Origin of the sequence: Microbacterium sp. GbtcB4 (assembly GCF_019091465.1) — a bacterium.
In the GTDB taxonomy this organism is placed as follows: domain Bacteria; phylum Actinomycetota; class Actinomycetes; order Actinomycetales; family Microbacteriaceae; genus Microbacterium; species Microbacterium paraoxydans.
This window is the reverse complement of record NZ_JAGXJJ010000005.1, coordinates 185,710-209,256: the sequence shown is the minus strand read 5'-3', so window position 1 is coordinate 209,256 and position 23,547 is coordinate 185,710. Positions and strand designations below refer to the sequence as shown.

21 protein-coding genes are annotated in these 23,547 nt (G+C 70.6%); 6 read left to right on the top strand and 15 right to left on the bottom strand.

Features of this window, described 5'->3' with window-relative positions:
• The first annotated feature begins 33 nt into the window (after nucleotides 1-33).
• Nucleotides 34-1,038, top strand: a complete 1,005-nt coding sequence (locus KVS71_RS10305; protein ID WP_105949640.1) for an isopenicillin N synthase family oxygenase — start codon at nucleotides 34-36, stop codon at nucleotides 1,036-1,038.
• A gap of 105 nt (nucleotides 1,039-1,143) precedes the next feature.
• Here the strand turns inward: KVS71_RS10305 and rpsO are convergent, their stop codons facing one another.
• A complete protein-coding gene (rpsO, locus tag KVS71_RS10300; RefSeq protein WP_017203073.1) occupies nucleotides 1,144-1,413 on the bottom strand; it encodes a 30S ribosomal protein S15 in 270 nt (89 codons plus the stop codon).
• Between the two features lie 185 nt (nucleotides 1,414-1,598).
• Here rpsO and KVS71_RS10295 point away from each other — a divergent pair, with 185 nt between their 5' ends.
• Nucleotides 1,599-2,894, top strand: a complete 1,296-nt coding sequence (locus KVS71_RS10295; RefSeq protein ID WP_105949639.1) for an MFS transporter — start codon at nucleotides 1,599-1,601, stop codon at nucleotides 2,892-2,894.
• Nucleotides 2,895-2,925: 31 nt separating this feature from the next.
• Here KVS71_RS10295 and KVS71_RS10290 read toward each other — a convergent pair whose 3' ends face one another.
• From KVS71_RS10290 to KVS71_RS10280, 3 genes are all read right to left on the bottom strand, one after another.
• Nucleotides 2,926-3,480, bottom strand: a complete 555-nt coding sequence (locus KVS71_RS10290) for a YceI family protein (protein WP_025103197.1) — start codon at nucleotides 3,478-3,480, stop codon at nucleotides 2,926-2,928.
• Between the two features lie 177 nt (nucleotides 3,481-3,657).
• The gene (locus tag KVS71_RS10285) at nucleotides 3,658-4,026 is read right to left on the bottom strand and encodes an FKBP-type peptidyl-prolyl cis-trans isomerase (protein ID WP_025103196.1); all 369 of its coding nucleotides are present in this window, start codon (nucleotides 4,024-4,026) and stop codon (nucleotides 3,658-3,660) included.
• Nucleotides 4,027-4,239: 213 nt separating this feature from the next.
• Nucleotides 4,240-5,541, bottom strand: coding sequence for a PrsW family intramembrane metalloprotease (locus KVS71_RS10280; RefSeq protein ID WP_105949638.1), 1,302 nt, complete (start codon nucleotides 5,539-5,541; stop codon nucleotides 4,240-4,242).
• Between the two features lie 89 nt (nucleotides 5,542-5,630).
• On the opposite strand from KVS71_RS10280, the gene KVS71_RS10275 reads away from it, so the two are divergent.
• On the top strand, nucleotides 5,631-6,500 hold the full coding sequence (locus KVS71_RS10275) for a fumarylacetoacetate hydrolase family protein (RefSeq protein WP_217584477.1): 870 nt from the start codon (nucleotides 5,631-5,633) through the stop codon (nucleotides 6,498-6,500).
• A 63-nt stretch (nucleotides 6,501-6,563) separates the two neighbouring features.
• Here KVS71_RS10275 and KVS71_RS10270 read toward each other — a convergent pair whose 3' ends face one another.
• The 4 genes from KVS71_RS10270 to KVS71_RS10255 are packed head-to-tail and all read right to left on the bottom strand — an operon-like array spanning nucleotide 6,564 to nucleotide 10,753.
• Nucleotides 6,564-8,024 (bottom strand): aspartate ammonia-lyase, encoded by a 1,461-nt coding sequence (locus KVS71_RS10270; protein WP_025103193.1) that lies wholly within the window; start codon nucleotides 8,022-8,024, stop codon nucleotides 6,564-6,566.
• Between the two features lie 51 nt (nucleotides 8,025-8,075).
• Nucleotides 8,076-9,005, bottom strand: a complete 930-nt coding sequence (locus KVS71_RS10265; protein ID WP_060922643.1) for a phosphodiesterase — start codon at nucleotides 9,003-9,005, stop codon at nucleotides 8,076-8,078.
• 51 nt (nucleotides 9,006-9,056) lie between these two features.
• Complete coding sequence (locus tag KVS71_RS10260) at nucleotides 9,057-9,392, bottom strand: hypothetical protein (RefSeq protein WP_025103191.1); 336 nt, start codon at nucleotides 9,390-9,392, stop codon at nucleotides 9,057-9,059.
• Nucleotides 9,389-10,753 (bottom strand): inorganic phosphate transporter, encoded by a 1,365-nt coding sequence (locus KVS71_RS10255; RefSeq protein WP_060922644.1) that lies wholly within the window; start codon nucleotides 10,751-10,753, stop codon nucleotides 9,389-9,391. Before KVS71_RS10255 ends, KVS71_RS10260 begins: the two co-directional genes overlap by 4 nt.
• A gap of 154 nt (nucleotides 10,754-10,907) precedes the next feature.
• Between KVS71_RS10255 and KVS71_RS10250 the strand changes: the two genes are divergently transcribed.
• Together KVS71_RS10250 and KVS71_RS20345 are read left to right on the top strand one after the other, a co-directional pair.
• Complete coding sequence (locus tag KVS71_RS10250; RefSeq protein ID WP_217584476.1) at nucleotides 10,908-13,001, top strand: S9 family peptidase; 2,094 nt, start codon at nucleotides 10,908-10,910, stop codon at nucleotides 12,999-13,001.
• Nucleotides 13,002-13,178: 177 nt separating this feature from the next.
• Nucleotides 13,179-14,039 carry a DUF559 domain-containing protein gene (locus KVS71_RS20345; RefSeq protein WP_217584475.1) on the top strand — a complete coding sequence of 287 codons (861 nt, stop codon included), beginning with the start codon at nucleotides 13,179-13,181 and terminating at the stop codon, nucleotides 14,037-14,039.
• A gap of 198 nt (nucleotides 14,040-14,237) precedes the next feature.
• On the opposite strand, the gene KVS71_RS10240 is transcribed toward KVS71_RS20345, so the two are convergent.
• The 6 genes from KVS71_RS10240 to truB all read right to left on the bottom strand — a co-directional run bounded on the left by KVS71_RS10240 (nucleotide 14,238) and on the right by truB (nucleotide 20,515).
• Entirely contained in the window at nucleotides 14,238-15,266 is a 1,029-nt protein-coding gene (locus KVS71_RS10240) for a 6-phosphofructokinase (protein WP_025103187.1), read from the bottom strand.
• Between the two features lie 204 nt (nucleotides 15,267-15,470).
• Nucleotides 15,471-17,615, bottom strand: a complete 2,145-nt coding sequence (locus KVS71_RS10235; RefSeq protein WP_144880954.1) for a DEAD/DEAH box helicase — start codon at nucleotides 17,613-17,615, stop codon at nucleotides 15,471-15,473.
• Nucleotides 17,616-17,816: 201 nt separating this feature from the next.
• Nucleotides 17,817-18,767 (bottom strand): bifunctional riboflavin kinase/FAD synthetase, encoded by a 951-nt coding sequence (locus KVS71_RS10230; RefSeq protein ID WP_105949634.1) that lies wholly within the window; start codon nucleotides 18,765-18,767, stop codon nucleotides 17,817-17,819.
• Nucleotides 18,764-19,201 carry a hypothetical protein gene (locus KVS71_RS10225; RefSeq protein ID WP_231919606.1) on the bottom strand — a complete coding sequence of 146 codons (438 nt, stop codon included), beginning with the start codon at nucleotides 19,199-19,201 and terminating at the stop codon, nucleotides 18,764-18,766. The genes KVS71_RS10230 and KVS71_RS10225 overlap by 4 nt, the downstream gene beginning before the upstream one ends.
• 55 nt (nucleotides 19,202-19,256) lie before the next feature.
• Nucleotides 19,257-19,625, bottom strand: a complete 369-nt coding sequence (locus tag KVS71_RS10220) for a hypothetical protein (protein WP_217584474.1) — start codon at nucleotides 19,623-19,625, stop codon at nucleotides 19,257-19,259.
• Nucleotides 19,622-20,515, bottom strand: a complete 894-nt coding sequence (truB, locus tag KVS71_RS10215; protein WP_217584473.1) for a tRNA pseudouridine(55) synthase TruB — start codon at nucleotides 20,513-20,515, stop codon at nucleotides 19,622-19,624. Before truB ends, KVS71_RS10220 begins: the two co-directional genes overlap by 4 nt.
• 52 nt (nucleotides 20,516-20,567) lie before the next feature.
• Here truB and KVS71_RS10210 point away from each other — a divergent pair, with 52 nt between their 5' ends.
• Nucleotides 20,568-21,464, top strand: a complete 897-nt coding sequence (locus tag KVS71_RS10210) for an A/G-specific adenine glycosylase (RefSeq protein ID WP_231919605.1) — start codon at nucleotides 20,568-20,570, stop codon at nucleotides 21,462-21,464.
• 7 nt (nucleotides 21,465-21,471) lie between these two features.
• On the opposite strand, the gene KVS71_RS20445 is transcribed toward KVS71_RS10210, so the two are convergent.
• Entirely contained in the window at nucleotides 21,472-23,526 is a 2,055-nt protein-coding gene (locus tag KVS71_RS20445) for a helix-turn-helix transcriptional regulator (protein ID WP_217584472.1), read from the bottom strand.
• Nucleotides 23,527-23,547 lie beyond the last annotated feature (21 nt).

The window sequence follows — 23,547 nt, the reverse complement described above, 5'->3', positions numbered from 1 at the left end:
CCTCCGGCCACATCCCCGACATAGCCTCGGTCCATGGCTGAACTCTCGCTCCCCATCCTCGACCTGTCCCAGCTCGACGACGGCCCCGAGGCCGCGGCGCGCTTCCGCGACGACCTCCGCGCGGCCACTCACGACGTCGGCTTCTTCTATCTCACCGGCACTGGGATCTCACCGGAACTCGAGGCGCGGCTGCACCAGGCGGCCCTCGACTTCTTCGCCCTGCCGGAGGAGGACAAGCTCGCGATCGAGAACGTCAACAGCCCGCACTTCCGCGGCTACACCCGGATCGGCGGGGAACGGACGCAGGGCAAGGTCGACTGGCGCGAGCAGATCGACATCGGCCCCGAGCGCGAGCCGGTGGACGGCGGCCCCGCCTTCAACCGCCTCATCGGCCCCAACCTCTGGCCGGCCGCCCAGCCCGAGCTGAAGCAGGTCGTCACCGAGTGGCACGACGCCCTGACGGAGATCGCCCGCAAGCTCCTGCGCGCCTGGGCCCTCACTCTCGGGGCCGAGGAGACCTACTTCGACGAGACGTTCCGCGATCCGTCGACCCTGATCAAGATCGTGCGGTACCCGGGCACGAACGAGCCGGAACCGCAGCAGGGCGTCGGCGCGCACAAGGACTCCGGGGTGCTGACGCTGCTCTGGGTCGAGCCCGGCAAGGGCGGGCTCCAGGTCGAGCGTGACGGCGAGTGGGTGTCGGCTCCCCCGGTGCCCGGCGCCTTCGTCGTCAACATCGGCGAGCTGCTCGAGTACGCCACCGGCGGCTACCTCAAGGCGACGAACCATCGGGTGATCTCGCCGCGGGCGCCCGAGGAGCGCATCTCGATCCCGTTCTTCTTCAACCCCGCCCTCGACCAGCAGCTGCCGTTGCTCGAGCTCCCCGCCGACCTCGCCGCCGAGGCCACCGGAATCACCGAGGACCCGAGCAATCCGATCCACGCGACCTACGGCGAGAACGCCATGAAGTCGCGACTGCGCGCGCACCCCGACGTGGCGGCCATCCACCACCCCGATCTGGTCCGGACGCCCGCCTGACAGGCTCCGCGACGCGTCATCCCGGACATGACGAAGGCCGCCCCACACCGTGGGGCGGCCTTCTCAAGAATGTTCTGCGCGATTGAACGCTGGGTCCGTGGTGCCTTATCGGCGAAGACCAAGGCGTGCGATCAGCGAGCGGTACCGCTCGATGTCGACGCTCTGGAGGTAGCCGAGCAGACGACGGCGCTGACCCACGAGCAGGAACAGACCACGACGCGAGTGGTGGTCGTGCTTGTGCTCCTTCAGGTGCTCGGTGAGGTCCTTGATGCGCTGCGTCAGCATCGCGGCCTGCACCTCGGGGGATCCGGTGTCACCGGGGTGCGTCGCGTACTCTTCGATGATCGCCTTCTTGACGTCTGCTTCCAGTGCCATAGATTCGATCCCCTCTCTGCTTGTTGCGCGGCGCCCGACGCCTGATGCGTGAGCTCTCTTTATCCGCGGCCGATCGAACGGCAACCTGACGAGTCTACCAGCCCGAACGACCACGGCGGGACACGGGGTCCGGACCGGGGTCCACCGGTCAACTAGGCTCGGGATGTGCAGAAGAAGATCGCCCTGTGAGCTCCCGACGCGGCCATCTGATCGACCTCACCCCGCTGAAGGCGAGCCCGGCCTTCGCCCGGATGTGGATCGGCTCGACGCTCGCCGGCATCGGCGGTCAGCTCACCATCGTGACCGTGATGCTGCACGTGTTCGAACTGACCGAGAGCACGTTCGCCGTCTCGATGATCGCCGTCGCCGGCCTTCTCCCGATGATCCTCGCCGGTCTGTACGGCGGCATGCTCGCCGACGCGTTCGACCGCCGGCGGGTCGCGCTGATCGCGGCCACCGTGACGTTCGCCTCCACCGCGCTCCTCGCCGCGCTCACGTGGACGGGGACGGAGACGATCTGGTGGCTGTACGCGCTGAGCATCGTGAATTCGGCGGCGAACTCCGTCGGCATGGCCACCCGGACGGCGATCGTCCCCCGGCTCATCCCCCGCCGCATGCTCGCCGCCGCGTCCGCGCTCAACGGCGTCGCCTTCGGACTCACGGTCATGGCCGGCCCCGCGCTGGCCGGACTCCTCGTGGCCCTCACCGGGTACGGCTGGACGTACACGATCGACGTCGTGCTCATGCTGTCGATGTTCCTCGGACTGTGGACCCTCCCCGCCCTGCGCCCCGAAGGCGACACCGTGCGCCCCGGCTTCGCCTCACTCGTCGACGGCTGGCGCTTCCTCCGACGGGCGGGCAACATCCGGATGCAGTACGTCATGGACATCATCGCGATGACCTTCGGGCAGCCCCTCGTGCTCTTCCCGGCGCTGGGCACCGTGATCCTCGGCGGCGGGGCGTTCACGACCGGCATCCTCACGGCCGCGGTCGCCGTCGGCACCTTCTCCTCGAGCCTGTTCTCCGGCCGCGTGGTGCAGTACCGGTGGCACGGTCGTGGGATCGCCCGTGCCATCGAGGCCTACGGCGCCGCGATCGCCCTGTTCGGCGTCGTCCTCCTGATCGGCGCGCTCTCCGCGACGCCCGCCGGTGAGGACCGGCCGCACGTCCTGCTCATCGTCGCCGCCTGCGTGGCGCTCGCGCTCTCCGGCGCCTCGGACAACATCAGCTCGATCTATCGGAACACCATGATGCAGGCCGCGGTGCCCGACGCCATGCGCGGACGCCTGCAGGGGCTCTTCGTCGTCGTGGTGACCGGCGGCCCCCGCGTCGGCGCCCTCTACGCCGGGACCCTCGCGACGCTGACGTCGCTGTGGTTCCCCCCGCTGCTCGGCGGCATCCTCGTGATCGTCCTCGTCGCCCTCCTCGCCCGTCGGCACCCGCGGTTCCGCGCCTACGACGCAGAGAACCCCGAGCCCTGACGGGCCCGGGGTTCGGAGAGGTCTGCGCGCGTCAGTCCTGCTGCAGCGCACCCTGGAGGTCGAGCGTGATCGTGACGTCCTTGCCGACGAGCACACCGCCGGTCTCCAGCGCGGCGTTCCAGGTGAGGCCGAAGTCCTCGCGGTTGATGACCGTCTTGGCGGAGGCACCGGCCTTGTAGTTGCCCCACGGGTCGCTGCCGAAGCCGCCGAAGTCGAGCTCGAAGGTGACGGGCTTGGTGATGCCGCGGATGGTGAGGTCGCCGTCCACGAGGAAGTCGCCGCCCTCGACGCGCGCGCCGGTCGAGACGAAGTCCATGGTCGGGAAGTTCTCGGTGTCGAAGAAGTCGGCGGAGCGGAGGTGCTGGTCACGGCCCTCGTCCTTCGTGTCGACGGAGGTCACGTCGACCGAGGCTTCGACCTTGGCGTCGAGGGGGTTCTCCGGGGCCACGAGCGTCGCGCTCTTCACGCCGAAGGTGCCGCGCACCTTCGAGATCATCATGTGGCGGACGCTGAAGGTCACCTCGCTGTGGGACGGGTCCAGGACCCAGGTGCCGGGGCGGTAACCGGGGATGTCGATGCTGCTCATGGTTGCTCCTCAGGAGACGTCGGCCGCGGCGGCGGCGAAGGGATGGCACCGCGATCGTCCGCGGCACCCTTCCCACAACATACATTCACTCGCATGTATTCCCGTGTCGGGCAGAAAGTCCGGAGACGTCGAAAGCGCCCCACACCACAGGGGGCGGGGCGCTTCCGAACGAGGATGTCAGCCGACGGCGACGAGATCGATGATGAAGATCAGCGTCTTGCCGGAGAGGAAGTGTCCTCCCCCGGCCGGGCCGTAGGCGAGGTGCGGCGGGATGATCAGCTCGCGACGACCGCCGACCTTCATGCCGGGGATGCCGTCCTGCCAGCCCTGGATCAGGCCGCGGAGCGGGAACTGGATGGTCTCGCCGCGACCCCACGACGAGTCGAACTCCTCGCCGGACTCGAACTCCACGCCGGCGTAGTGGACGGTCACGGTGTCGCCGGGCTTGGCCTCGGCACCGTCACCCTCGATGATGTCGCGGATGACCAGTTCTGCGGGGGCAGGGCCGGTCGGGGCGTCGAACTCGGGCTTTGTGCGATCAGTCATGGCTCCATCCAACCCGACCGTCGCGCGCCCGGTCAACGCGACCGCACCTGCTCACAGCGAACACCTCGTCGAGCCGCCGTGGCTGCCCGTCACGGAGACCCTTGACACATCCCCGGGGCCGGGTGCACCCTGGTGGCAGATCAACTCAGCGCCCGGGAGACATGCAGGCATCGCCGCAGCACCGGGCGCTGAGTCTGTCTCCGGGCGTGCCGCTCAGTAGGCCAGCAGCGCGGCTCGTGCCGCCCTCGTCCGGATCAGCAGGGCACGCTCGTCCTCGACCGCGAGCGGGTCGCGACCGGTGATCGCCCGCTGGCGGACAGCCGCCAGCGCCGTCGCGTCCTTGATGAACTCACGCATCAGCGGCCGGCGGTCGCCGCGCAGCTGCGCCGCCCACGCCAGCCCGACCTTGCGCCCGGCGGGCGTGGCGAGCATCGTGACCTCCTCCGGCGTGAACCAGCCGGCGGCGGCGTACTCGGCCAGGCGCGCCCGCGTGAGCCGCGCCTCCTCTCGCCGCAGCGCGACGATCCCGAGGATGAAGCCGATGAACAGCGGCACCTGCAGGGTGAAGTAGAGCCCGAAGAAGTCGGCGAAGGTGGCCGAGCCGTTCCACAGGCCGTGCAGGAGGATCGCCCCGACCATGCCGAGCAGGCCTGCGCCGGCGGCCGCTCCCGCGGAAGCGTGCCGGCGAGCCACGAGGCCGATCGCGAACCCGGTCAGCGAGGTGAACATCGCGTGGGCGAACGGCGACAGCACCGCGCGCACGATGAAGGTCACGCCGAGCTGCTCTCCGCCGCCCTCGATCAGGCTGATGGCGAAGTACTGGATGTTCTCGGTGAACGCGAAGCCCGCGCCGACGAGCGCCCCGTACACGACGCCGTCCACCGGACCGTCGAAGGAGCGCCGCGCGAGCAGGAAGATGAGGAAGACCCCGAGGCCCTTCCAGAACTCCTCGACGATGGGAGCCTGGACCACCGCGGAGAACTCCTCGGAGCGGATGTCGAACAGCATCGTGAGGCCGATGTCGACGAGGAGCGTGAGGCCGACCGCGGCCACGGCACCCCAGGCGATGGCGAACGCCACGAGACGCTTGGGCTCCGGCTCCCACCGGTCGATCATGCGCACCCCGAGGAAGACGATCGTGAGCGGGATCAACGCCAGGACGAGCCCGATCACCGACGCGGTCGGTCCGAGCGCCCAGCCGAAGTAGCCGATGAGCGCCAGGAGGAGGAACCCGAGGAAGCCGAACAGCCACAGCGAGATCGTCCGGCCCTTCTTGTTCGGCACCGGGAGAGCCGGCAGCGACTCCGCGGGCGACGGCGCGACGGGAGCCGGCGGCGTGTAGGGCGTCGGCTGCGCGAGGGCCGACGCATAGCCGGGCTGCTGTCCGAACGACGGCGGCAGATACGGCGACTGCGCGTACTGCGCGGCGGAGTACGCACTCGGCTGCGCGGGCGGCGCGGACGGCGGCGTGTACCGGGCGGGCTGCTGGGGGTCGGACGGTCCTCCGAAGGTCATGCTCAAAGCTTATGGGGCACAAGCATCCGCGCCGGGCTCTGGGGGCTTCCTCCACCCGACCGGCCGCACGCACCCGGTAGCGTAGAACCATGCGGTTCGCTCACCTGCGCCGTCCAGACTCCTCCCAGGCGGTTCTCGCCGTGGTGGAGGACTCGGACGCCATCCTCGTCTCCGATCTCCTGTCCGACGCGCCTGCCACCCTGCAGCAGCTGATCGAGCGAGGAGACGCCGGACTCGACGAGCTCCGCGCCGCCCTGCGCGACGGCACGGCCCCGCGCCACCCGCTGACCGGCTGGGGGTTCGCCTCCGCCGTGATCGCGCCGCCGGCCGTGCTCGCCGTCGGCCTCAACTACGCCGCGCACTCCAGCGAGCTCGGACTCAAGACCGACGCCGCACCGACCGTGTTCACGCTGTGGCCGAACTCGCTGACCGGTCACGACCAGACCACGTCCTGGCCCCGGAGTCTCAGCGAGGCCGTCGACTACGAGGCCGAGCTGGGCGTGCTCATCGGCACCCCCGCGAAGGACGTCCCGGAAGCCGATGCCCTGACGCACGTATGGGGCTACACGGTGGTCAACGACATCACCGCGCGGAACATCCAGTTCTCCGAGGCGCAGTGGTCCCGCTGCAAGTCGTTCGACGGCTTCACCCCCACCGGGCCCTTCGCGGTGACCGCCGACGAGATCGCCGACCCGCAGGACCTCCACATCTGGACCGTCGTGGACGGACACACCGTGCAGGACGCCAGCACCGACCAGATGGTGCGCTCGGTGGCGAAGCTCATCGCCCACCTCTCCCAGTCGCTCACCCTGCTCCCCGGCACCCTGATCTCCACGGGCAGCCCCGGCGGTGCCGGCTACTCGCGCGACCCGCAGATCTTCCTCCGCGACCGCTCGACCGTCACGGTCGGCATCGACGGGATCGGCGAGCTCACGACGCGCTGCCGCATCCTCGACTGACCCGGATACGCGAAGGGGACGGGAGCTTCGAGCTCCCGTCCCCTTCGCATATCCGGCCGACGCTCAGATCTGGATGAGGTCGTCCGGGGTGACGATCGGGATGGCCGCCGTGACCGCCTCCAGACCCGAGAGACGGGCGGGAGAGAGCTGCTTGGTGACCTCGTCGCGCGACATGAGTCCGGCCTCGACCACCAGGTCGGCGACGTTGCGGTTGGTCAGCAGGGCCGTCTTGGCCAGGGCGGCGGCCGCCGCGTAGCCGATGAAGGGCGTGAGCGCCGTGATGACGCCGACCGACGCGCCGACCATCGCGCCCAGACGGTCACGGTTGGCGGTGATGCCCTCGACACAGTTCACGCGCAGCGTCCACATGGCCTGACGCATCCAGGTGATCGACTGGAAGATCGAGTGCGCGATGACGGGCTCGAAGGCGTTGAGCTGGAGCTGACCGCCCTCGACGGCCATGGTCACGGTCATGTCGGCGCCGACGACCGCGAACGCCACCTGGTTCACGACCTCCGGGATCACCGGATTGACCTTGCCCGGCATGATGCTGGAGCCGGCCTGCCGTGCGGGAAGGTTGATCTCGCCCAGGCCCGCCTGCGGACCCGACGACAGCAGGCGCAGGTCGTTGCAGATCTTCGAGAGCTTGATGGCGTTCCGCTTGAGCGACGAGGAGAACGACATGAAGGCGCCCGTGTCGCTCGTGGACTCGACGAGGTCGGTCGCCGTCTCGAGGTCGAGCCCGGTGATCTCGCGCAGGTGCTTCAGCACCGCCGGCGCGTAGTCGGGGTGGGTCGTGATGCCGGTGCCGATCGCGGTCGCGCCCATGTTGATCTCGAACATGAGCGAGGCGTTCTCGGTGAGGCGGCTGTGGTCCTCGCCCAGGGTCGTGGCGAAGCCGTGGAACTCCTGACCGAGCGTCATGGGCACGGCGTCCTGGAGCTGGGTGCGGCCGACCTTGAGGATGTCGTGGAACTCCCCCGCCTTGCCGAGGAACGCCACGCGCAGGGCGTCCAGCTCGTCGAGCAGCGAACGCAGCGTCAGCGAGAGGCCGATCTTGACCGCGGTCGGGTAGACGTCGTTGGTCGACTGGCTGCGGTTCGTGTGGTCGATCGGAGAGAGGAAGGCGTAGTCGCCCTTCTCGCGTCCGGCCATCTCCAGCGCGATGTTGGTAATGACCTCGTTCGCGTTCATGTTCGTCGACGTGCCGGCGCCGCCCTGGATGACGCCGACCGTGAACTGGTCGTGGAACTCGCCGTCGATGACGCGCTGCGCCGCGCGGTCGATGAGGTCGGCCCGCTCGGCGTCGAGGACGCCGATCTCCTTGTTGGCCCTGGCGCTGGCCTGCTTCACCATCGCGAGGGCGATCACCAGTTCGGGATAGACCGAGATGGGGCGCTTCGTGATCGGGAAGTTCGCGTCGGCGCGGGCGGTGTGGATCCCCCAGTACGCGTCGGCGGGAATCTCCATGCTCCCCAGCGAATCGGTCTCGGTGCGGGTATGGGCGGGCGCGGCAGAAGCCATGTCACATCCTCGTGGGTCGTGGCGAACGGAAAAGTGGGGGATGCGACCAGTCTACGCCGGTCCCTGCGGGGTTTTCCGGGAGAACACCTCCAGGCGCTCCTCCGGGGCCAGCGCCGCCATCCGCGCGATCCACTCCTCCGAGAAGTAGTCGTCGGTCGGCGCGTCGACCACGGGGACGACCGTGTGCGTGAGGGTCTCCGGCCGCACGTGCACGAGCTGGAACGCCTGGGCGGCGTCCATGCCGTTCACCTCCGCCGCCGGACGGGCGACGTTCATCGTGTAGCAGGTGGCGGATGCCACGCTCACCGGGACACCGGCGAAAAGACCGTGTGCGGAGTAATGCAGGTGGCCGGCGAGGATGCCGCGCACGTCGGTGCCGCGGATGACGGCGGCGAGCTCGTCCTGATGACGGAGCTCGAGGATGTCGAACAGCGGCAGATGGCTGGGCAGCGGCGGGTGATGCATAGCCAGGATCGTGCCGTGCGGCGCGGGCTCCGCGAGGACGTCGGCCAGCCACGCGAGCTGCGCCGGGTCGAGGTCGCCGTGGTGCCATCCCGGGACGCTCGTGTCGAGGGCCACGAGCCGCAGCCCATCGATATCCCAGACCCCGGTGACCGGCTCTTCGGTGGGCTCGCCGTCGAGGAGCGCTTCGCGCAGCGCCGGGCGCTCGTCGTGGTTGCCCGCGACCCAGACCACGGGAGCGCCGAGCTCGGCGGCGACCGGCTCGATCGCGGCCCGGAGCCGGCGGTACGCATCCGGCTCGCCGAGGTCGGCGAGGTCCCCGGTGATCACGATGGCGGCGGGAGCGGGATGCACGGCACGGATCGCCTCGAGCGTCCGCGCGAACGTGCGCTCGACGTCGTACCGTCCCCCCAGCGCGGCACCGCCGGCCAGGAAGTGCGGGTCACTGACATGGATCAGGACATGGGACGCGGGGGCATACCGGCCGAAGACCGGGGGCGTTCCGTTGAGTGCGGACATGCCCTCAGCCTACGGGCGGGCGCCGACGCTCCCCCTTGGCGCGCCGGACGCTCAGTGGCCGACGACGATGAGCAGGATGCCGGCGATGACCGCGGCCCCGCAGAGCACGAAGCAGCCGTAGGCGCCCACGAGGGCGAGGGTCTTCTGCCCCTCGGTGAGCGGGCTCTTCCTCGCTGCCTTCGCCGCCTGCTTGGCGGCCCGTTTGAGCTCCTTCTCGGAGATCACCGTGATGGCATCGGTGAACTCCGCGGGGCTGACGACGGGCGCTCGTCCGCTGCGCACGAGCAGACGCAGCCCCAGGGCGTAGAAGGTGACGATGGCAGCGGCGCCGATGAGCGCGGCAGCGAACACCTGCAGGAAGGCGATCCAGTCGATCGTGACGTTCATGCCGAGTCCCCGTTCTGCGACGCGTCGGACGAGGAGACGCTGCCGGTCTTCGCGGCCTTCGCGTCGGCCTTGGCCTTGGCCTTCTTCTTCGCCTTGTCCTTGGCTTCGGCCTTCGCCTTCTCCTTGGCCTCGGCGCGGGCCTTCGCCTCCGCCTTCGCCTGGGCGATGCGCTGCTGGCGACGCGTGGGCGGCGGTGTGTCCGGGACCTCGACCGCGAGGTGGGACTCGGCGACGTCGCTCATGGCGTTGGCCGGCGTGACGGCGTTGCGCCGGGAACGCATGTACAGCCCGAGGATGATCACCACGGCGAGCACGGCATCGATGGCCACACCCCAGGGACCGAGCCAGACGACGAGCAGCGCCGCCAGGGCGCCGACCCCTCCGGCCGCGGGCAGGGTCAGCAGCCAGCCGACGCCGATGCGACCGGCCGTCCGCCAGCGGACCGTCGAGCCGCGGCGACCGAGACCCGATCCGATGACCGATCCCGAGGCCACCTGCGTGGTGGAGAGGGCGAAGCCGAGGGCGCTGGAGGCGAGGATCGTGGCCGCCGTCGAGCTCTCGGCCGCGAAGCCCTGAGCCGGCTTGACGTCGGTCAGGCCCTTGCCCAGCGTTCGGATGATGCGCCAGCCGCCGAGATACGTGCCGAGGGCGATCGTGAACGCACAGGCGACGATGACCCAGAGCTCGGGCTCGTGGTGCGCACCGGACTGCCAGCCGATCGTGATCATCGCGAGGGTGATGACGCCCATCGTCTTCTGTGCGTCGTTGGTGCCGTGGGCGAGCGCGACGAGGGACGACGTGAAGATCTGACCCCAGCGGAAGCCGTCGCGCCCGTCGGGCTTGCCGTCGTAGCGCCGGGTGATCGAGTAGGCGATCTTCGTCGCGACGTACGCGATGATCCCGGCGGTGATCGGGGCGATGAGAGCGGGGAGGACGATCTTCGACAGCACGGCGCCGAAATCGATGCCGCCGAGGCCGGCGCCCACGAGCGTCGCACCGATCAGACCACCGAAGAGGGCGTGGGAGGAGCTGGACGGGAGGCCGAGCAGCCAGGTCAGCATGTTCCAGGTGATCGCGCCGATGAGTCCGGCGAAGATCAGCGAGAGGAACAACTCCGCCCCTGCGGCGATGATGGCATCCTCCTGGATGATGCCGCCGGAGATGGTCTTGGACACCTCCGTCGACAGGAAGGCGCCGACGAGGTTCAGCAGGGCGGCCAGGAGCACCGCGGTCTTGGGCTTGAGCGCTCCGGTCGCGATGGGCGTCGCCATCGCGTTCGCGGTGTCGTGAAACCCGTTCGTGAAATCGAAGAAGAGTGCCAGCGCGATGACGAGCACGACGATGAGGGCTGCGGTTTCCACCGTTCGCTTTCGGTCTTGAGGAAGAGGGAGATGTCGACGGGATCGACGTGACGAACGAAGAGTTCACCGTGGGTTTGACTTCCGTTTACCGGCCCCGGTAAATCCTGCCACCGTCCCCCGTGCCGGTCAACTCGACCTGGGATAGCGTGGGACGGTGACTGATGCCCCGATCGCCGCCCGCCGTTCCACCCTCCGCACGCACCACGGCGACACGGTCGACGACCCGTACGAGTGGCTGCGCGCCAAGGACTCCCCCGAGGTCATCGCGCACCTGGAGGCGGAGAACGCGCACACCGAAGCCGAGACCGCACACCTGGCAGATCTGCGGGAGACGCTGTTCCAGGAGATCAAGGGCCGGGTCCAGGAGACCGACCTCTCCGTGCCGACGCGACGCGGAGACTGGTGGTACTACAGCCGCACCGAGGAAGGCGCGCAGTACGGCATCCACTGCCGCGCCGCCGCTCTCGAAGGCGACTGGACGCCCCCGCGGCTCGAGCCGGGGGTGCCGGTGCCCGGCGAGGTCGTCCTGCTGGACGGCAACGCCGAGGCGGAGGGGCACGAGTTCTTCTCGCTCGGCGCGTTCGACACCTCCGACGATGCGACGAAGCTGCTGTGGTCGACCGATTTCGAGGGCGACGAGCTCTACACCGTACGTGTGCGCGACCTGGAGACGGGCGTCACCCTCGACGACGAGATCCCGAACACCGGGGGCGCGTTCTTCACCCCGGACGGCACCGGGATCCTCTACACGACCCGCGACGACGCCTGGCGTCCGGACACTCTGTGGCTGCACCGGCTCGGGACCCCGGTGTCGGACGACATCACGCTCTTCCACGAGCCCGACGAGAAGTTCTGGCTCGGCGCCGGGATCACGCGCAGTCGTCGCTACCTCGTGATCGGCGTGGGGTCCAGCATCACGAGCGAGGAGTACCTCGTCGACCTCGCGGGCGACATCACCGCGGAGCCGCGCACGGTGTGGCCGCGGCGGGAGGGCGTGGAGTACTCGCTCGAGCACGCGGTCGTGGACGGCGAGGACCGCTTGCTCATCCTGCACAACGACGACGCCCTCGACTTCGAGCTCGTCTCCGTGGCGGCGGGCGACCCGCAGGGCGAGCGCCGCGTCGTCGTCGCGCATCAGCCGGGACGACGACTGCTCGGGGTGGACGCGTTCCGCGACTTCGCCACGGTCGAGTACCGCAGCGAGGGCCTCGAACGGGTCGGGCTCCTCGACTACGCGACGGACGCCGTGGAGGAGCTGCGGTTCGACGAGCCCCTCTACTCGGCGGGCGTCAGCGGCAACCCCGAGTGGCACTCCCCCTTCCTGCGTCTCGGCTACACGTCGTTCGTCACCCCAGGCACGGTCTACGAGCTCGACCTCGCGACGCGGGAGCTCGTCCTCCGCAAGCAGGTGACGGTGCTCGGCGACTACGACCCCGCCGACTACGGGCAGCGGCGGGAATGGGCCACCGCGGAGGACGGCACGCGCGTGCCGATCTCCCTCGTCTGGAAGCGCTCCTTCGGAGAGCCCGGTGCGACCGCACGTCCCGTCCACCTCTACGGCTACGGCTCGTACGAGCACTCGATCGACCCCGGCTTCTCCGTCGCCCGGCTCTCGGAGCTGGACCGCGGGGTCGTCTTCGCCGTGGCGCACGTGCGCGGCGGCGGCGAGATGGGCCGGCAGTGGTACGAGGAGGGCAAGCTCCTGCACAAGCGGAACACCTTCACGGACTTCGTCGCCTGCGCCCGGCACCTCGTCGACGAGGGCACCACGACCCCGGCCCAGCTCGTCGCGGAGGGCGGCAGCGCGGGTGGTCTGCTGATGGGCGCGGTCGCCAACCTCGCCCCGGAGCTGTTCGCCGGGATCCTCGCGGGTGTGCCGTTCGTCGACGCGTTGACCACGATCCTCGACCCCTCGCTCCCCCTCACGGTGATCGAGTGGGACGAGTGGGGCGACCCGCTGCACGACCCGGAGGTGTACGCGTACATGAAGTCGTACACGCCGTACGAGAACGTGCGCGACGGCGTGGAGTACCCGCGGATCCTCGCGGTGACCTCGCTGAACGACACCCGCGTGCTCTACGTGGAGCCCGCCAAGTGGGTCGCCCGGCTGCGGGAGGCCGGCGCGGAGGACGTGCTGCTCAAGTGCGAGATGGTCGCCGGGCACGGCGGCGTGAGCGGACGGTACAACTCCTGGCGCGAGCGGGCGTTCGAGCTCGCCTGGCTCCTGGACACCCTTCACCTCGCCTGACGGCATCAGGCACTCGCGCGGCATCAGGCGCGCGTGACTCTCGCTGCCTGGTCTCGCGCGGACGCCTGTGGGACCACATGCGACGACTGATCCTGCACAGGGCGAGGATCTCGCGAGCTGATTCCCCATCCCGAGAGCGGCGATGGAGAGTGCGGCGCGAGCGCTCAGGGTGGAGGGGTGGGACGCACGAGGGTCGAGGGCTGGGTTCGAGAGCAGGGCGGATCGGCGCATTCGTCGCGGGTACGTGAGGCGGGTTTCACCGAGTACCAGATGCGTCGCGCGGTGCAGGAAGGCACGCTCGAGCGCGTGCGCCGGTCGTGGCTCCTCGTCCCCGATGTCGATGCGCGGCGCCGGGCGGCTGCTTCGGTCGGCGGGAGAGTCACCTGTGTGAGCGCTGCGGCTCTCGCCGGGTGGTGGGATGTCGGGCCCACGAACGTGCACGTCGCCCTCCCCCGCACTGCCTCTCGGTTCGATCGCGCCGGCGTGGAGGTGCACTGTGCGCAGGGGCCTGTGCCCGTGCATCCGCGAGCGGCGGTCGACCCCGTCCTGGATGTCCTCTTCCAGGTCGCGCGATGTCGGCCGCCGGTCGAGGCCCGCGCGATCTGGGAGTCCGCCATCCGCCACGGAGCGGTGGAGCTGGATACGCTCGCGCGGGTGCGGTGGCGGTGCCACGCCGCTGACCGCCTCGCTCGAACCGTCCGCGGCCGGTCGGACTCCGGTCCCGAGACGGTCTTCGTCGAACGGATGCGCGCGATCGGCATCGACGTGCGACAGCAGGTGTGGGTGTACGGCCATCCGCTCGACGGTGTCATCGGCGAACGGCTCGCCATCCAGATCGACGGCTTCCGCCACCACAGCGCCGCGGGCGATCGGCGGCGAGACCTCGCAGCGGACGCGAGGCTCGCGCTCCGCGGCTACACCGTCCTGCGATTCGACTACCACCAGGTCATGGTCGACGACAGTCATGTCGAGGACACCGTCCTGGCCGCGCTCGCGCAGGGGCTCCATCACGCAAGCCATCGGGCGACGGGTCGGTAGCAGACCCGAGCGCAAGCCCAGGCCCTCGCGCGAGAACAGGCATGGAAGACAGCACGATGCCTGAACCCGCGCGAGGGCCTGACACCGCGCGAGGCAGTGAGAACAGGCGAGCGGACGGGCACAGGCACTCGCGCGAGAACAGGCAAGAAAGACAGCAAGATGCCTGAAGCGGCGCGAGACCCTGAAGCCGGGCGGAAGTCAGCCGAAGAGGGCGGCGGCCTCGTCGTAGCGGTAGCGGGGCACGGTGTTCAGCTCACCGAGAGCATCGGCGAACGGGACGCGGACGATGTCGGTGCCCTGCATCGCGACCATCTGCCCCCAGGCGCCGTCGACGATCGCGTCTGCGGCGTGCAGGCCCAGCCGGGTCGCGAGGACGCGATCGAACGCCGACGGCGAACCGCCGCGCTGGATGTGCCCGAGGATCGTGGCACGCGTCTCGATGCCCGTGATCCGCTCGATCTCGGGGGCGAGCAGGTCGCCGATGCCGCCGAGCCGCGGGCGGTTGAACGCATCCAGACCCTTGTCGCTGTAGGCCTCGTCCATACCGGCGAGCTTGAAGCCCTCGGAGACGACGACGAGCGGCGCGCGACCGCGATCGTGGGCGCTCGTGACCAGAGCGGTGATCTCGTCCAGCGACATCGGCACCTCGGGGATGCAGATGACGTGCGCGCCCGCGGCCATTCCGGCGTGGAGCGCGATCCAGCCGACGTGACGGCCCATGACCTCCGCGACCATGCAGCGCTGGTGGGAGTCTCCCGTGGTGCGGAGCCGGTCCATGGCGTCCGTGGCGATGTTCACGGCCGTATCGAAGCCGAACGAATAGTCCGTGGCACGGAGGTCGTTGTCGATCGTCTTCGGAACGCCGAGCACCTTGATGCCGTCCTTCGCGAGGCGGTCCGCCGCGGCGAGAGTGCCTTCGCCGCCGATCGCGACGATGCCGTCGATCTTGTGCCCGTAGAGAGTCTTCGCGATGTTGTCGGCGCCTCCGCGCTCCCCCTCGTAGGGGTTGGTGCGGCTGGTGCCGAGGATGGTGCCGCCCACCTTGGACAGGCCCTTCACCTCATGCCGCGTCAGGGGCATGAAGTCGCCCTCGACGACGCCGCGCCATCCGTCGCGGATGCCGACGAACTCGAGGTCGTAGGTCGTGGTGCCCTTGAGCACGATGCCGCGGATGACCGCGTTGAGTCCGGGGCAGTCGCCGCCGCTCGTCAGGATGCCGATCTTCATGCTGCTGCCTTCGGAGGTCGAGGGATGGGGGTGCGGCGACAGTGCCTGCGATCGACACTAGCGCGCCGCCCCCTCACGTGGCCATTCGAGCGCGTCGAAAATCGGGGATCTTGACGGCTGCGGCGAGCGATCACGCCGAACTTCGCGTTCCGGCAGGATAAGGCCTCGGAATCGCCGTTAAGAACCCGTGTTCTTGACGGCGTCTCAGCGCCCGCCCAGAGCCTCGCGCAGAAGATGCGTGAGCGCCGCCAGCTGCACCGACTCGCTCCCCGTCTCCTCCGTCGCCTCGCCGTCCAGAGCGCGGGCCGCGAGGCCCTGCTTCTGGTCGATGAGCTCCGCGATCTTCGTGTCGATCGTGTGGGCGGCGATGATCCGCCACGCCGTGACCGGCTCGTCCTGCCCGATGCGGTGCACGCGGTCGATGGCCTGCGTCTGCTCGGCCGCCGTCCACGACAGCTCCGCGAGGACGACGTTCGACGCCGCCTGCAGGTTGAGCCCGACGCCGGCCGCCGTGAGCGAGCACACCGCGATGCCGACCTCGGGGTCGCCGTTGAAGTCGTCGATGGCCTGCTGCCGCGCCGTGTTCGTCTGGTCACCGCGGATGGATACCGCGCGGATGCCGGCGGAGGCGAAGTGCGCCTCCGCCTGGTCCATGACGTCGATGTGCTTCGCGAAGAACACGACCTTGCCGACCGACCGCTGCAGCTGTGCGGCGTAGTCGGCCGCGAGGAGGGCCTTCGCCTGACCGATGCGGCGCACCATGGTGAAGACGTTGTCTCCCCCGGTACCGGCGGCCTTCGACTCCTCGAGCTCGTTCTGCGCCACGAGCCGGACGATGTCGTCGTCGATCTCTCCGGGCGCGAGACCGCGGTCGCCGCGTGCCTCGATGATGCGGCGGTAGCGGGCGGCCAGACGCTCTCCCAGTTCGCGCTCGGCCTGGCGGATGCTGCGACCGAACTCGTCGTCGAGCTGCACCGGCAGATCGGCGACCAGCTTGTCGGGCAGGTCGGCGGCGACATCCTTCTTCTTGCGCCGCACGATGCCCATCGAGATCACCGCGTCGCGGGCCTCCGGGTAGAAGGCCTTGTCCGCCGGCGTGAGCCCCGTCGCGTCGAGCTTCTCCATGAGCTCCGGTCCGGGCTTCTCCCCGTTCGTCCAGCCGAGGAAACGCCAGATGGCGTCGAAGTCCTCGACGTCGTTGATGAGCGGGGTACCCGTGAGGGCGAGCATGAGCGGATCGTGCCCCGGGGTGCGCTCGCGCACCTGTGCCGCGAGCGACAGCACGTTCTGCGAACGCTGCGACGAGAGGTTCTTGATGAAGTGCGCCTCGTCGACGACCATGCCGCGCAGGCCGATCGACGCGAGCCAGGACATGTGACGGTCGAGGATCTCGTAGTTCACGATGAACACGTCGGCGAAGGCGTCGATGTCGTCACCGTCGCCCTGGATGACCGTGGCACGACGCTGCGGCGTCCACCGCTCGACCTCGCGCGCCCAGTTCATCTTCACGACGTTGGGCACCACGACGAGCAGCGGATAGGCGCCGGCGACCGAGGCCGCGAGCACCGACTGCGCCGTCTTGCCGAGGCCCGGCTCGTCGGCGAGCAGGAAGCTGCGGTGCCCGGCGCGCACAGCCTCGAGGAAACGGGACTGGTGCACCATGATCTCGCGGCCCTTGGGCGAGATGTGGTCGAACTCCGGGGCCGGCGGAAGCTCCATCGAGGCCGCGGCACCGCCCGCGCCGGTCTCGAAGGCCTTGTACAGCGGCCCCATGAGCTCCCAGCCGTCGAGGCGGCGGCGGGGCGTGCTGGCCGGTCGCGGGGTCAGGTCGGGCGCAAGGAACGGGTTGGCGAGCTGACGGGCCTCCACCGAGGGCGGGGTGACCTGACGCTCCGCGATGGCCGCGGGCACCACGGGCGTCTGCACGGGCGCCGGGTCGGCGATGATGAGCTCCTCCGGCGGGAGCTCCGCGCCGGACTCGAGCAGCCAGTCGCGACGCATCCGCTTCGCGACGGGCGACGTGGCCTGGTCTGCTTCGAGCAGCTGGATGAGCGACGTGTCCCGTGCGGCCGTCTTCGCGAGGATCGTCGCGACGCCGTCGAGGCGCTTGAGCAGCTCGGCGCGGGCCGCGTCGGTGATCTCGGAATCGGCCTTCACGCGGGCGCGCTCCTCGCGCACCAGGAAGGCGATCACCTGGAACTTCGTGCGGTTCGTGGGGCCCAGCTTGCCGCGCTGGGACTTCGCCTCGATCTCGCGCACCTTGCGCGCGAGGATCGGGATGAGCGGTGCCTCGTCGTCGCGACGGGACGTCTTCTTACGCCGCGGGGCGGCGGTTGCCGTGGTCGGCATGCTCCTCCTGAGCCTGAAGGGCTCCGGCGCCTCCGGGGAGCCGCGAGCCGTTCTCGTCGTCCGCGTGTGGCGTGAGCCAGGACCGTGCGGACTGTGGATCGGTGTTCCCTCCGGAGCACGCGATGAGTGCGGGACCGGCGGGAGCCTGATCCCATTCTATGTCATCGCGAGCACCGGCCGCGGAAACACGGCGCCGTCGTGTTACGCGGACACGTCCAGAATGGTCGCGGCCTGCGTGACGTCGGCGGCCATCTGCGTCATCAGCTTCTCGATGCCCTCGAAGGCGACCATGCCGCGCAGCCGCTCGACGAACTCGACCGTCACGTCGTGACCGTAGAGATCGAGTCCGGTCTCCCCCAGCACGTGCGCCTCGACCTGCCGCACGAGCACGTCATCGAAGGTGGGGTTCGTGCCCACCGAGATCGCCGACGGGTGCCGGATGCCCGTGTCGTGGTCGACGAGCCACCCCGCGTAGACGCCGTCCGCCGGCACGAACGCATCGACGATCGTGGAGAGGTTCGCGGTCGGGAAGCCGAGCTCTCGTCCGCGCTTCAGGCCGTGGACCACCACGCCGCGCACGTCGGGATATCGGCCGAGAGCGCGAGTCGCCTCCGCGACGTCACCGGCCATCAGGAGCTCGCGGATCCAGCTCGACGAGACGCGACGGCTGGACCCCGGGAGGTAGACGTCGTCGACGACCTCGACGGTGAAGCCGTACCGGGGGCCGAGCTCCCGCAACAGGTCGGGGGTGCCCGCGCCTCGGTGCCCGAAGCGGAAGTCGGCGCCCACGAGGATGGTGGACACGTGCAGCGCGCCGACGAGGATATCGGCGACGAAGTCCTCCGCACCGACGGCCGCGAGCGTCTCGTCGAAGGTCAGCACGAGCGTCGCGTCGAGCCCGAGCTCGCCCAGGAGCTCCAGCTTGCGGTCGACGGTCACGACGTTCTCGGGGCACCGGTCGGGGCGGATCACAGCGAGAGGGTTACGGTCGAACGTCACCGCGACGGCCCGGCTCCCCGACGCCGCGGCGGCCTCTTCCAGGCGACGGATGACGGCGCGGTGCCCCTCGTGCACGCCGTCGAACTTCCCGATGGCGACGGTGCTGGGACCGTAGTTCTCCGGCACCTCGTCCGGACTCCGGAACACGATCACGCGGCGACCTCGACCGGTCGCGCGGCGTCGACGGGCCGGTGCGTGCGCAGCCACCAGATGCCGAAGATCGGGAGGACCAGGGGGATGAAGAGGTAGCCGCGGCCGAACAGCGACCACACGGTCTCGTGCTGGAACAGGTCGGGCAGGACGAGGCTGAGCACGCCGACGACCAGCACACCGGTGAGCTCGAAGACGATCGCCACCCACGCGACGGTGTACCAGCCGCGACGACGCGCGAAGACGAGCGCGAGCGTCGCCAGGACGTACACGACCGCGGCGAGCGCCGAGAGGCTGTAGGCCAACGGGGCCTCGTCGAAGCGACGGACGATCTGCACGAAGCTGCGCCCGGTGGCCGCCAGCGCCATCACGGCGTAGACGATCACCAGGACACGACCGATGCCGGTCATCCGAGTGGAGGGGGCGGTGGAGCTCATAGCGCATTCCATCCTAGAGCCGGGCGAGCCGCCCGGCGTCCGCGCCGGCTGGCGCTCAGACGACCTGGACTGTCCAGATCACCTGCATGCGCCACAGCATGATCGCGATCGCGAGGGCGGCCACACCGAGCACGACGGTGCTCCACCGGCTGCGTTCCATCAGCGCCCAGAGCACGGCGCCGATCGGAAGCAGGGCCGCCGAGACGAGGTACACCCAGAGCTCCAGCAGGTCGCCGGTGGGCGGGTTCCCCGCGAGCGGCGCGACGATGGCGACGACGATCTGCACGATCAGCAGCACCTCGACGAGAGCCAGCGCGCCGACGGAGAAGTCGCTGGGGCGACGGCCGGCGAACCCCGCGCCGAGGCAGAAGAGCCCGGCGGCGATGGCGATGACGATCTGCACGATCGTGAACCACAGGATCATCGGGAGGCCTCCGGCATGTTCATGGCGCTCTTCACATCGGCACCGCGCTTCTCGACGATCCCCACCAGGCCGCCGTCGTCTTCGATGGCGGCCGCGAGCGGGCCGTCCAGCCGCGCAGCGGCGCCCGCCACTCGCTTGCCGTGCCGCAGATCGCGTGCCTCCTCCGCCGAGACGCGGAGGACGGGGAGGACGCGGCCGGCGGCCTCCCCGGGGGTGAGCACGGGAGCGCCCTCGAGGGCGTCGATCGTCACGGCGTCGCGCACGTCGAACGGGCCGACGCGGGTGCGGCGGAGGGCGGTCAGGTGGCCGCCGACGCCGAGGGCGGCGCCCAGGTCGCGGGCCAGCGAGCGGATGTAGGTTCCGGACGAGCAGTCCACGACGACGTCGAGGTCGATCGCGTGATCGTCGCGACGTCGCGCGATGACGTCGAACCGGGACACGACGACGTCTCGCGGCTGGAGGACCACCTCCTCCCCCGCACGGACGCGGTCGTAGGCGCGGCGGCCGTCGACCTTGATCGCCGAGACCGCGCTCGGGACCTGGGAGATCGCGCCCGTCAGAGCGGCCACTCCGGCATCGATAGCCGCATCCGCGATCGCCGCGAGGCCGCTCTCATCCGCGCGGTGGAGGGTCTCGCCCTCCGCGTCATCCGTCGAGGTGACGGCACCGAGCCGGATGGTCGCCTCGTAGGTCTTGTCCGCGCCCACGATGTAGGTGAGGAGGCGGGTCGCGCCCTCGATGCCGATGACGAGCAGTCCGGTGGCCATCGGGTCGAGGGTACCGGCGTGACCGACCTTGCGGGTGCCGAAGGCCCGACGAGTACGGGCGACGACGTCGTGACTGGTCAGCCCGCCGGGCTTGTCGACGAGGAGGATGCCGGGGGTCGCCATCCCTCCAGCCTACCGAGGCAGGGAGCGGTGCCCGCTCGCCTAGGCTGGAGGGATGGCCGCGCCCGCACCGTCTCCCGCGACGATGACGCCCCTGCTCGGCTGGTACGCCTCCGCGGCGCGCGACCTTCCCTGGCGCCGTCCGGACTTCCATGCCGCCTTCGGCGCCTGGGGCGTCCTGGTGAGCGAGTTCATGCTGCAGCAGACGCCCGTGACCCGCGTGATCCCGCACCTCGACGCGTGGCTAGCGCGCTGGCCGACACCCCTGGCGATGGCGGCCGCGTCCACTGCGGACGTCGTCCAGCAGTGGGCGAACCTCGGCTATCCGCGGCGTGCCCTGTGGCTGCACCGTGCGGCCGTCGAGGTGGTCGAGCGCCACGGCGGCGTCGTGCCGCGTGACGTCGACGCCCTCCTCGCCCTCTCCGGGATCGGCGACTACACCGCCCGTGCCGTGGCCGTGTTCGCGTACGGCGACCGTCATCCCGTCGTCGACACCAACACCCGGCGCGTGCTGGCCAGGGCGGTCGAGGGACGAGCGCAACCGGGGTCCCCGTCCCGCCGCGACCTTGCGCTCATGGCGGCGCTGCTGCCCGCGGACCCCGCAGAGGCCGCCGTCCTGAACGCCGCGGCTATGGAGCTCGGCGCGACGATCTGCACGTCCCGTGCGCCCCGATGCGAACGCTGCCCGCTGGCGGACGGGTGTGCGTGGCTCGCGGCCGGCCGACCCGACACCGGGGATGAGCGACGACGACAGGCCGCGTACGAGGGTTCGGACCGCCAGGCCCGCGGCGCCGTGCTCCGGCTCCTGCGCGCCGCCGCCCCCGCCGCAGTCCCGCTTACCGCCGTCCTCCCGGACTGGCCCGACGTGCGTCAGCGGGATCGTGCGATCGACTCCCTCATCGCCGACGGGCTCGCGGAAGCCGACGGGGAGGGCCTCTCCCTGCCGCGGTGAGCGCGCCTCAGAGGTACTGTTCGGTCCTGTGCGCGAGCACCGTCAGCTCGACGCGATTGCGGACGTCCAGCTTCGCGAACACGCGTCCCAGGTGCACCTCGACCGTCCGGACGGAGATCGACAGGCGCTCCGCGATCGCGCGGTTCCCCGTGCCTTCGACGGCGAGCATGGCCACCTCCAGTTCCCGCGGTGTCAGTCGCTGGGCCCAGGCGCTCCGGCACACGAAAAGATACGCGCCGCCCGTGACGTGCGGGTCGGTCTCCAGCCGCTGCAGACGCCGGCGGACGGCACGCCCCCACGCGCTCGCCCCGGCGGCCTCGAACAGCCTCTCGGCCTGCGCGAGGTGACTGCGGGCCGCGATCGGATCCCCGTGCAGCCCGGACCTGACCCCCAACAGCGTCTCGACACGGCCGCGGGCGAAGGGCGACCGAAGCCGTCGTGCCGCCTCTCGCAGGGTCTCCTGCTCCGTGCGCCAGGCACCGTCGCCGGACGCCGCGACGGCGTGACGCAGGGCGTCGGCGAACTCCGTCTCCGGTGGGCGCACCGCCGGTGACGCCCGTCCGGCCTCGGGGACGAGCACGACCTCCTCCACCCCCGGCACCGCGAAGCGCGCCTGCGGCTCCCCGCGATCCCGCCACAGCCCGATCGCACCGGCGGCCGCCTCGAAGGAGCCGTTCAGGAACGCCTCGACAGCGCGGTCCACCAGTACGTCCATGTCTGCGGCCGGAGGCAGCACGGCGGTGAGAGCCCTGGCGATCGGACTGAAAGCGCCGAGGACCGCGAGATCGAGCCGCCGCGCCAGCACCACGCCGAGTCCCGCGAACGGGATCGCGACGGGGAGCTCGACCGCTGCCCGCCGCAGCAGCAGCCGGGCGCGACCGATGTCTCCCCGCCAGACAAGAAGCAGCACCTCGGTGACGATCCGGTAGGCCCGGCCCAGTGGGCTGTGCTCGAAACCGGGGATCATCGGATCGCGCTCCCCCACCCCGGGGAGATCCGCGGACTGCAGCAGCCGCAGGCCCTCGTCGATGTCGCCGCCGCACGCGGCGTGCAGAGCCCCCGACACGGCGCCCAGCAGCCCGCCGGTTCCTGGCACGTCACCCGTGGCGACCTCCCCGGCGAGAAGGCCGCACAGCGACTCGACCGCGTCCCGCAGGACGCCGTCCCCGCCGACGCGCGAGGCCCCATCACGGACATCGGCGAGCCAGCGGCGACCCGCCCTGCGGTCGCCGCGCTCCGCGCACAGGATCGCCAGGAGCGCCGCGAACCGCGCCCAGGAGTCGCCGTCCCCCGTACGCAGCGGAGCGAGCCGCTGCGGATCGACGGCCGGCACCGCTCCGTACCGGAACGTGCGGGCGACGAGGAACGGTCCGAGCGCTCGCCCCCGACGGTGCTCGGCGGCACCGCAGACGAGGCTTCCCAACCATTCCTCGGCATCCGCCGCATGACCGCATGCGAGCGCCGCGCACCCGGCGAGCACTCGCGCCTCCTCGCCGATGTCGCCGGCCGCGTGCTTCGCGGCCTCGGCGGCGAGCAGCAGTACGCGTTCCTGGCGTCTCTCTGCGGCAGCGGCGCGGGCACCTGCCGTCAGCACCGCTGCGGACCGTTGATCGCGGACGGCGCCCCCACGCGCGCGATGCCAGGCCGCAGCCACCCGATCTCGCCGCCGGACGGCGACCGCGGCCAGGCGCGCGTGCGTGTGCGCGACCTCAGCCGCAGAGGCGGCCGCGTGCACTCCCGTCTCCATCCGGGGGTCGGCGAACCGGACGCGTCCCGCGTGGATCACCAGGTGCGGCGCGGCGCCGCTCGCCCGCACCTCCTCCACGCCGCGCCCGTCCACCGCGAGGACCGGATCGAGGTCATCCTCGAACGCCAGTGCCACGGTGAGCAGCAGCAGCCGGTCCGGGGCCGACAGCATGCCGAGAGGGACGGCGTCGGCGACGGACGGCAGAGGCCACGGCAGCCGGCCGAGACCTCGCCGCTGCTCCGGCGTGAGGCGGGCCGCCACCGCCATGACGGCCGCCGGGTCCGCCGGAAGCGCGGCGACGAGCCGCGCGGCCACGTGCGGGGCGCACGCGAGCTC

Excerpts from the sequence above, each read along its gene's own strand:
- KVS71_RS10305 (WP_105949640.1), top strand. The coding sequence starts at position 34 with ATGGCTGAACTCTCGCTCCCCATCCTCGACCTGTCCCAGCTCGACGAC.
- rpsO (WP_017203073.1), bottom strand. The coding sequence starts at position 1,413 with ATGGCACTGGAAGCAGACGTCAAGAAGGCGATCATCGAAGAGTACGCG.
- KVS71_RS10290 (WP_025103197.1), bottom strand. The coding sequence starts at position 3,480 with ATGAGCAGCATCGACATCCCCGGTTACCGCCCCGGCACCTGGGTCCTG.
- KVS71_RS10285 (WP_025103196.1), bottom strand. The coding sequence starts at position 4,026 with ATGACTGATCGCACAAAGCCCGAGTTCGACGCCCCGACCGGCCCTGCC.
- KVS71_RS10280 (WP_105949638.1), bottom strand. The coding sequence starts at position 5,541 with ATGACCTTCGGAGGACCGTCCGACCCCCAGCAGCCCGCCCGGTACACG.
- KVS71_RS10275 (WP_217584477.1), top strand. The coding sequence starts at position 5,631 with ATGCGGTTCGCTCACCTGCGCCGTCCAGACTCCTCCCAGGCGGTTCTC.
- KVS71_RS10270 (WP_025103193.1), bottom strand. The coding sequence starts at position 8,024 with ATGGCTTCTGCCGCGCCCGCCCATACCCGCACCGAGACCGATTCGCTG.
- KVS71_RS10265 (WP_060922643.1), bottom strand. The coding sequence starts at position 9,005 with ATGTCCGCACTCAACGGAACGCCCCCGGTCTTCGGCCGGTATGCCCCC.
- KVS71_RS10260 (WP_025103191.1), bottom strand. The coding sequence starts at position 9,392 with ATGAACGTCACGATCGACTGGATCGCCTTCCTGCAGGTGTTCGCTGCC.
- KVS71_RS10240 (WP_025103187.1), bottom strand. The coding sequence starts at position 15,266 with ATGAAGATCGGCATCCTGACGAGCGGCGGCGACTGCCCCGGACTCAAC.
- KVS71_RS10235 (WP_144880954.1), bottom strand. The coding sequence starts at position 17,615 with ATGCCGACCACGGCAACCGCCGCCCCGCGGCGTAAGAAGACGTCCCGT.
- KVS71_RS10225 (WP_231919606.1), bottom strand. The coding sequence starts at position 19,201 with ATGAGCTCCACCGCCCCCTCCACTCGGATGACCGGCATCGGTCGTGTC.
- KVS71_RS10220 (WP_217584474.1), bottom strand. The coding sequence starts at position 19,625 with ATGATCCTGTGGTTCACGATCGTGCAGATCGTCATCGCCATCGCCGCC.
- truB (WP_217584473.1), bottom strand. The coding sequence starts at position 20,515 with ATGGCGACCCCCGGCATCCTCCTCGTCGACAAGCCCGGCGGGCTGACC.
- KVS71_RS10210 (WP_231919605.1), top strand. The coding sequence starts at position 20,568 with ATGGCCGCGCCCGCACCGTCTCCCGCGACGATGACGCCCCTGCTCGGC.